The following is a 6,888-nucleotide window of genomic DNA, read 5'->3' as shown; positions in this document are numbered from 1 at the left end:
GCGATAAAATCACTTAATCTGAGCCGGAAAAGCGCGATAAGTGCAAGTTTGACGGATTATAAGTGCAATCCTCTATACCTATGTACCGGCGCCTGATCATCAGGTGTCGGGCACGATCAATCTGGAACTTGATGTTGCCGGAACACTTGATGATATCGGCTGGAAAGGCAATCTCGGCCTGTCTGACGGGCATTACGAGAACCTTGTTTATGGCACGATCCTTGAACAGGTTACGCTTGCGGGCGAGTTTGATCAGAACGGGCTTTCGATCCCGTCAATCACCGCAACCGATGGCGGCAACGGCAAACTTGATGCATCGGTTGACCTGACGATGAAGGATGGCGGCGAGGCGGCCTATGACGTAACCGCCACCTTGCGCAATTTCGCCCTGTCGCGGGTCGATGAATTGCAATTCTGGGCCGATGTTGACACCAAGGTCACCGGCAATCAGGAAAGTGCCGATATCGAAAGCACGGTTACCGTTCAGCGTGGCGAGGTGGATTTGTCGCTCGCGCTGCCGGAATCCGTTCCGACGATCGAAGTCGCCAATCTGCCCGACGAGGAAGAAAAGGAAGAAGCCCGCAAGGCGGCTGAAAAGGATAACGGTTTTTCCGGTAATCTTGACGTGACCGTTGATATTCCCGGCCGCCTGTTTGTGCGCGGCAAGGGGCTGGATTCCGAATGGGGCGGGCGTCTTGAAATTTCGGGCACCACCGATGACCCCAGCATTGTCGGTCAATTGTCCGCCTTGCGCGGGCAGCTTGATATCATCGGCAAGACATTCGTCATCAAGGATTCCAAAATTACCTTTGCCGGGGGATCACCACCCGATCCGATGCTTGATATCAAAGGCGTCTATACCACGGCTGATCTGGAAGTCACCGCCGGGTTCCAGGGACCGTCAAGCGATCCGGAACTGGTTCTGACGTCGGTGCCGTCCTTGCCCGAAGATGAAATTCTGTCCCAGGTCCTGTTTGGCAAATCCCAGGGCAGCCTGAGTGCTGTCGAAGCCGTGCAGCTGGCCAGTGCCGTGAACGAGCTTTCAGGCGGGGGCAGTGGACTTGATGTGGTCGGAAGTGTCCGGCGCTTTATCGGTGCCGATGTGCTTCAGGTCGGTGGTGGTGAAAACGGGCCCGAGGTCAAGGTCGGCAAATACCTGACCGAGGGGGTCTATGTCGGCACCAAGGCCGGATCAACACCGGGATCAAGCGGGGTCGAAGTCGAAATCGAAGTCACGCCAAATATCAGCGTGACCAGCGAAACCACCGAAATCGACAGCAAGGCGGGTGTTCAGTACCGGCTGGATTACTAGGTCGGGGCGAACTTAGCCGAATTTCAGATCGCTGATATCAACCAGCGCCCCGTGGCGGCAAATCACCCTTCCTGCGACCTTTTGGGCGACGGCAATGGCGTCTTCGATGTTGTTGCCGTGTGACCGTGCTGCCAGAAACGCCCCGTTAAAGGAATCACCGGCCGATGTTGTATCGACAATGTCGGTGATCACGGGCGGGGTCACAAAGCCCGACTGTCCGTCACGATTGCACCAATAGGTCGGCGCACCGCCCGATTTGACCACAACTTCGCGCAGACCGGCATCAAGCCACCTTTGGCCCGTCTGTTGCGCGGATATGTCCCCGAAAAGGGCGGCGTCATCGTCAAAGGTCGGAAGTACCGTGTCACAATAGGGCGCAATCGCCTGATAGATCTCGATTGCGGTTTTGTCATCAGGCCAAAGGCGCGGGCGATGGTTGGTATCAAAGTAAACCTTACCACCCTGATCTGCATATTCGGCGACAAGCCTGATCATGTTCTGGCGGTCAGCAGGCGACAGGATCGCAAGACTGATGCCCGACAGATAAAGCCCGTCAAAGCGCGCAAAAGCATTTTTGATGGTCTGGTCATGTCCGCCCGCCAGAACCTGTTTGGCAGCCGCCTGATCGCGCCAATAGGAAAAGCTTCGTTCGCCGGTGGCATCGGTCTGGATGGTGTAAAGACCGGGTAGGGCGCCATCGATCTGGCGGACAAGATCGGTCGCAATGCCATCGGCCTGCCAGGCCGCAATCATCGCATTGCTATAGGCATCGCGACCAAGTGCCGTGATATAGGAAGCCGTCCCCGATTGTGCCGGATCAAGAAGGCGGCTGGTGCGCGCCATATAGGTTGCGGCATTCAATGTATCCCCGGCAAAGCCAAGCTTTGCAGCGCCGAAAACAGACCCGGGCTGTGCCCCGGAAAGTTCAAGCATACATTCACCGATAAATGCGATCTGGGGCATGGGGTAACCTTTGTGCGGGGCAGATAAATTTGGTGGGGCGCCTAGTCCCCGATGGGCTGGCGCCCGGTCGGCAGATTGACCGTCAGAAGGGATGATCTGATACGGCGCAGCTTTTCTTTTGCCTGATCTGGCATGCGACGCGCAACAGCGGTGGCAATGACATCGATGGTGGCCAGAAACGCATGGCGCGTTGCCGTGGGTTTATAGATATCGGGGTTTTCAGGCATCTCTATCCCGATGACAAGATCGCTTTCCGCAGCAAGCGGGCTGTCAGGATTGGTCAGCGAGATGACCTTGGCACCATATTGCCGGGCAATGGCGGCGGAATGGATCAGCTCGGTCGGGCGGCCGCTGGTCGAAATGGCAAAAACCACATCGTCGGGCCCCAACGTTGACGACAGCATGCGTTGCAAATAGCCGTCACTTTGCGATTGTGCCGGAATGCCCAGGCGGAAAAACCGGTTGGCAGCATCAAACGCCACGGTGGTCGAACCACCCCCGACGCCGAAAAACGCGATCTGGCGGGCCTTGACCAGAATATCGGCGGCCTGATCGACCTGGCTTGATGAAATCTGTTCGCGCAGAAGACGCAAATTGTCGATGATAACGCCCAGAACGTGACTTGAAAGAACGTCTGCATCTGTTGTGTCATCCGAAATGTCTTCGGATGTCAGATACTGCATACTGACCGCAAGGTTCTGCGCCAGACGCATTTTGAAATCACGGAACCCGTCGCAACCCAGTGTCCTGCAAAAACGAATGACCGTCGGTTCGCTGACGCCAACATTGTTGGCAAGATCGGAAAGGGCAATCGTGGTAACCGCTTCCAGATTCTCACTGACATAATTGGCAACCAGCTGTTCCCGGTTGGGGAATTCACCCGACTGGTTACGCAGCAAACTGATAATGTCGGCCGTCGGTTGCATGGGTCTTGTCCGGTTCTGTTTCAAAGGTCGGGCAGGGGTGCCAAAATTGGCACCCCTTTGGGAAATATCACTTTTCCGGTTTGTAGGCGATAGCTTCAATTTCAATCTTTGCGTCAACCATCATCTGGGACTGTACCGTGGAACGTGCAGGACGCTCACCCGGGAAGAATTCGGCATAAACGCGGTTAAAGGTCCAGAAATCGCGGGTGTCAGCCAGCCAGACATTGATCTTGAAGACATCATCAAGCGTGCAATCGGCCAATGCCAGTGCGGCCTTGACGTTTTCCATGGTCAGACGGGTCTGGTCTTCGATACCGCCATAGGCGATTTCACCATTTTCCTTCATTGCGACCTGACCGGAAATATAGACGTAGTCGCCTGCGCGAACTGCGGGTGAAAACGGCAATTTCTGTCCGCCGGCACCGCTGCGTTCATTGCCATAATGTTTGATCGCCATTGAAAACTCCCTGCTTTGGCTGATGGATCGTTGTAAAAACAATATCCCGTTTAAAATGTAGTTTAACTACCTAAATCAGTTTCAAATTTCGGTCAATAGCCGAAAAATTGTGCTTTTAATGTCAAAAATGTGTAGACAAGCTACAAAATGATACTCAATATGTAGAAAAAATACACAAAAGATTCATCAGCGGAGAGTTTGGCGAAGATGGCATTACGCCGTGTTGAAACCATTGCAGCAATGTTAAGCCGTGGCCTGAACTGGGGTGTCGAACGCGTGATCGCGGTTCTGATGCTGGTTCTGGTTCTTGATGTATGGCTTGGGGTTATTGACCGATACATTTTCCATTGGCAATTGCCATGGCCCGAAGAACTTGCCCGTTATCTGATGATCTGGGCGGCACTTCTGGCGATTTCGGCCGGGATTGCGCGCCGCGAACATATCGGCATCGGGATGTTTGTCTTAAGCCTGCCAATGCCGATCCAGCGCACCATCCTGTTTCTTGTCGATCTGATTGCGCTTGCAGCCTTCCTGTATCTGGCGATCTACGGATTTGGTTTTGCCGAAGGCGGCATGCGCCGACAGGCGATGATTTTCGGCATGTCGCTGGCACTTCCCTATGCCGCAGTACCGGTTTCGGCACTTCTGGCGGCCATCCAGCTTCTTCTTGTTGCCTTGCGTGATCAGGGCCGTTTCATCCCGGTTGATCTTGCGGAGGGCGCAGAATGATCGTCGCCATTATCTTTGTTATTCTGATGGTTCTGGGCATGCCGATCGGCTTTGCCCTTGGTGTGGCGGGCGTTGTCGGCCTGTTTGACATGGGTGGGGGAATGTTCCTGTCCCAGGGCCCAAGCAAGGTGTTTAACGGTCTGAACGTATTCCCGTTCCTTGCCATGCCGTTCTTTATTCTGGCTGGCGAAATCATGAACCATATCGGCATTACCAGCCGTCTGGTCAAATTCGCCCAGGCCCTTGTCGGGCATATGCGCGGTGGTCTTGCCCATACCAACATGCTGGCATCCGTCTTTTTTGCCGGTCTGACCGGGGCGGCGACCGCGGATGCGGCGGCCTTTGGCAAAACGCTTGTGCCTGCGATGGTTGAACGCGGATATCGCCGCGACTATGCCTGTGCGGTTACTGCGGCCGGATCAATCATCGGCCCGACCATTCCGCCGTCAGGCCTGATGGTGGTTTATGGGTCGCTGATGGGGGTTTCGATCGGTGGTTTGTTTGCCGCAGGGATCCTGCCCGGTCTGATGATCTGTCTGATCTGCATGACCGTGATTGCCGTGACTGCACGTGCCAAGAACCTGCCGAAAAATGAACGCCGGGCGACACTTCTCGAAATCTGGCAGATTTTCAAATCATCGATCACCGCCCTGATCATGCCGCTGATCATTCTGGGGGGGATCCTTGGCGGGGTTGTCACACCGACCGAGGCGGCATCGGTTGCCGTCGGCTATGCGCTGTTTATCGGGGTGTTTATCTATCGCGCGCTCAGCTTTGCGGATTTCTTCAAGATGCTGGTGCGCACCGCCCGTGTGACCGGGGTGATCTTTGTGATCATTGCCTTTGCGTCGATCCTTGGCTGGTGGCTGAGTTTCAACCGCATCCCGCAAGAAGTCGCAAGCCTCGTTCTGGGGGTCTCGGAAAACCCCTATATCGTGATCTTCATGATTGTCGGGCTGCTTTTGATGATCGGCATGGTGATGGATATCAATGCCATTCTGATCATTCTGGCGCCGGTTCTGGTTCCGCTGACCCTTCAGATCGGGATGGACCCGATCCATGCCGGGATCATCTTTGTCCTTGCACTCAATATCTCGCTGATGACGCCGCCCGTCGGGGCCTGTCTGTTCGTGTTGTCATCAGTGACGGGTGAAAAGCTTGAAAAAATTGCTGCACAGCTTTGGCCGTTCCTTCTGGCCGAGTTGGGCGTGTTGTTCCTGTTTGCCTTCTGGTCGGATCTGGCACTCGCGATACCGCGATTGCTTGGCTTCCGCTAGGCCAGCAGGTTGAAGACAGCCCCGGTCAGTCCGGGCCGGGGCGCGCACCAAAACAAGATGCCGGACACCATAAAGTCGTTACATCAAGGAGAGGTAAGAATGAAAACCGTAAAGCGTTTGGGCGCTGCTGCCCTGGCCACTGCGATGCTGATGGGCAGCACCTCGATGGCGTTTGCCGAAACCAAGGTTCTGAAATTCGCGCATGACAACAAGGCCGACCCGTTTGAAAACCCGGCCCATGCCTGCACCGCGGTTTTTGCCAATATTGTCGAAGCTGACACCAATGGCGAAATCAAGGTCGAAGTCTATCCGTCCAACCAGCTTGGTTCGGCTGCCGAACATGTTCAGATGGTGCGCGATGACCTGATTCAGGCGACGCTGACCTCGACCGGTGCGCTGGCATCCTATTATCCGCGCATTGATGTTCTGAACCTTGCATTCGCATTCGACAGCAACGCATCGACCTATGATGTGTTTGACGGTCCGTTCGGTTCGGCACTTGCATCAGATATCGAAGGCACCCTTGGTGACGTCAAGGTTCTTGGCTTCCCCGATACCGGTGGGTTCTTTGCGGTGACCAACTCCAAGCATTCCATCGCGACGCTTGAAGATTTCAAAGGCATCCGTATCCGTACCATGTCGCTGCCGTCGCATCAGAAAATCATGCAGGCGCTGGGTGCAGAAGCATACCCGATGGCCTGGGGTGAAGTTTATGCCGGCCTTCAGACCGGTGTGATCGATGGCCAGATGAACCCGGTTCCGACCGTGACCTTTGCCAAGTTCAACGAAGTCCAGGGCTACCTGACACTGACCAACCACCTGTTCTCGCCTTACACCATGATGCTGTCGAAAACCTTCTGGGATGGCCTGACCGCCGATCAGCAGAAAATCATCCGTTACGCTGCGCAGTCTTGCGTTGTTGCAAGCCGTGGTGTTTCGCGCGTGATCGAGGCATCTGATCGTGGCCTTGCCGGTCTTAAGGACAAAATGGAAATCACCGCACTGTCGGCTGAAGACCGTGAAAAGTTCAAAGAAGCAACCCAGCCGGTCGTGGTCAAACACGTTCAGGAAAGCCTCGGTGACGAAGGCGTCAAGCTTCTGAACCTGTTCCAGCAGGAAGTCGATAAGGCCAACGCCAGCCGTTACATGGAATAAGCCGTTCCATCTGCCGAAGGGGCAGGGTTCTGCCCCTTCGGATTCCATTTTCCAATTTCATAAGACCAA

Annotated in this window: 7 protein-coding genes; 4 read left to right on the top strand and 3 right to left on the bottom strand. The window is 55.0% G+C overall.

Annotation, left to right across the window (positions count from 1 at the left end):
* Positions 1–103 precede the first annotated feature (103 nt).
* Positions 104–1,312 carry a translocation/assembly module TamB domain-containing protein gene (locus tag WA429_RS13760; protein ID WP_336107486.1) on the top strand — a complete coding sequence of 403 codons (1,209 nt, stop codon included), beginning with the start codon at positions 104–106 and terminating at the stop codon, positions 1,310–1,312.
* A gap of 12 nt (positions 1,313–1,324) precedes the next feature.
* Here WA429_RS13760 and WA429_RS13755 read toward each other — a convergent pair whose 3' ends face one another.
* The 3 genes from WA429_RS13755 to WA429_RS13745 all read right to left on the bottom strand — a co-directional run bounded on the left by WA429_RS13755 (position 1,325) and on the right by WA429_RS13745 (position 3,658).
* Positions 1,325–2,275 carry a sugar kinase gene (locus WA429_RS13755; RefSeq protein ID WP_287464879.1) on the bottom strand — a complete coding sequence of 317 codons (951 nt, stop codon included), beginning with the start codon at positions 2,273–2,275 and terminating at the stop codon, positions 1,325–1,327.
* A 41-nt stretch (positions 2,276–2,316) separates the two neighbouring features.
* Positions 2,317–3,201 (bottom strand): MurR/RpiR family transcriptional regulator, encoded by an 885-nt coding sequence (locus WA429_RS13750; protein ID WP_068517377.1) that lies wholly within the window; start codon positions 3,199–3,201, stop codon positions 2,317–2,319.
* Between the two features lie 67 nt (positions 3,202–3,268).
* Positions 3,269–3,658, bottom strand: coding sequence for a RidA family protein (locus WA429_RS13745; RefSeq protein WP_068517378.1), 390 nt, complete (start codon positions 3,656–3,658; stop codon positions 3,269–3,271).
* A gap of 207 nt (positions 3,659–3,865) precedes the next feature.
* Between WA429_RS13745 and WA429_RS13740 the strand changes: the two genes are divergently transcribed.
* From WA429_RS13740 to WA429_RS13730, 3 genes are all read left to right on the top strand, one after another.
* Entirely contained in the window at positions 3,866–4,387 is a 522-nt protein-coding gene (locus WA429_RS13740; RefSeq protein WP_068517379.1) for a TRAP transporter small permease, read from the top strand.
* Positions 4,384–5,664 carry a TRAP transporter large permease gene (locus tag WA429_RS13735; protein WP_068517380.1) on the top strand — a complete coding sequence of 427 codons (1,281 nt, stop codon included), beginning with the start codon at positions 4,384–4,386 and terminating at the stop codon, positions 5,662–5,664. Before WA429_RS13740 ends, WA429_RS13735 begins: the two co-directional genes overlap by 4 nt.
* 99 nt (positions 5,665–5,763) lie before the next feature.
* Complete coding sequence (locus WA429_RS13730; protein ID WP_068517381.1) at positions 5,764–6,819, top strand: TRAP transporter substrate-binding protein; 1,056 nt, start codon at positions 5,764–5,766, stop codon at positions 6,817–6,819.
* The last annotated feature ends 69 nt before the right edge of the window (positions 6,820–6,888 follow it).

Source organism: Thalassospira sp. CH_XMU1420-2, from assembly GCF_037029325.1.
Lineage (GTDB): Bacteria > Pseudomonadota > Alphaproteobacteria > Rhodospirillales > Thalassospiraceae > Thalassospira > Thalassospira povalilytica.
This window is presented reverse-complemented; position numbering and strand designations above follow the sequence as displayed.

Excerpts from the sequence above, each read along its gene's own strand:
- WA429_RS13755 (WP_287464879.1), bottom strand. The coding sequence starts at position 2,275 with ATGCCCCAGATCGCATTTATCGGTGAATGTATGCTTGAACTTTCCGGG.
- WA429_RS13750 (WP_068517377.1), bottom strand. The coding sequence starts at position 3,201 with ATGCAACCGACGGCCGACATTATCAGTTTGCTGCGTAACCAGTCGGGT.
- WA429_RS13745 (WP_068517378.1), bottom strand. The coding sequence starts at position 3,658 with ATGGCGATCAAACATTATGGCAATGAACGCAGCGGTGCCGGCGGACAG.
- WA429_RS13740 (WP_068517379.1), top strand. The coding sequence starts at position 3,866 with ATGGCATTACGCCGTGTTGAAACCATTGCAGCAATGTTAAGCCGTGGC.
- WA429_RS13735 (WP_068517380.1), top strand. The coding sequence starts at position 4,384 with ATGATCGTCGCCATTATCTTTGTTATTCTGATGGTTCTGGGCATGCCG.
- WA429_RS13730 (WP_068517381.1), top strand. The coding sequence starts at position 5,764 with ATGAAAACCGTAAAGCGTTTGGGCGCTGCTGCCCTGGCCACTGCGATG.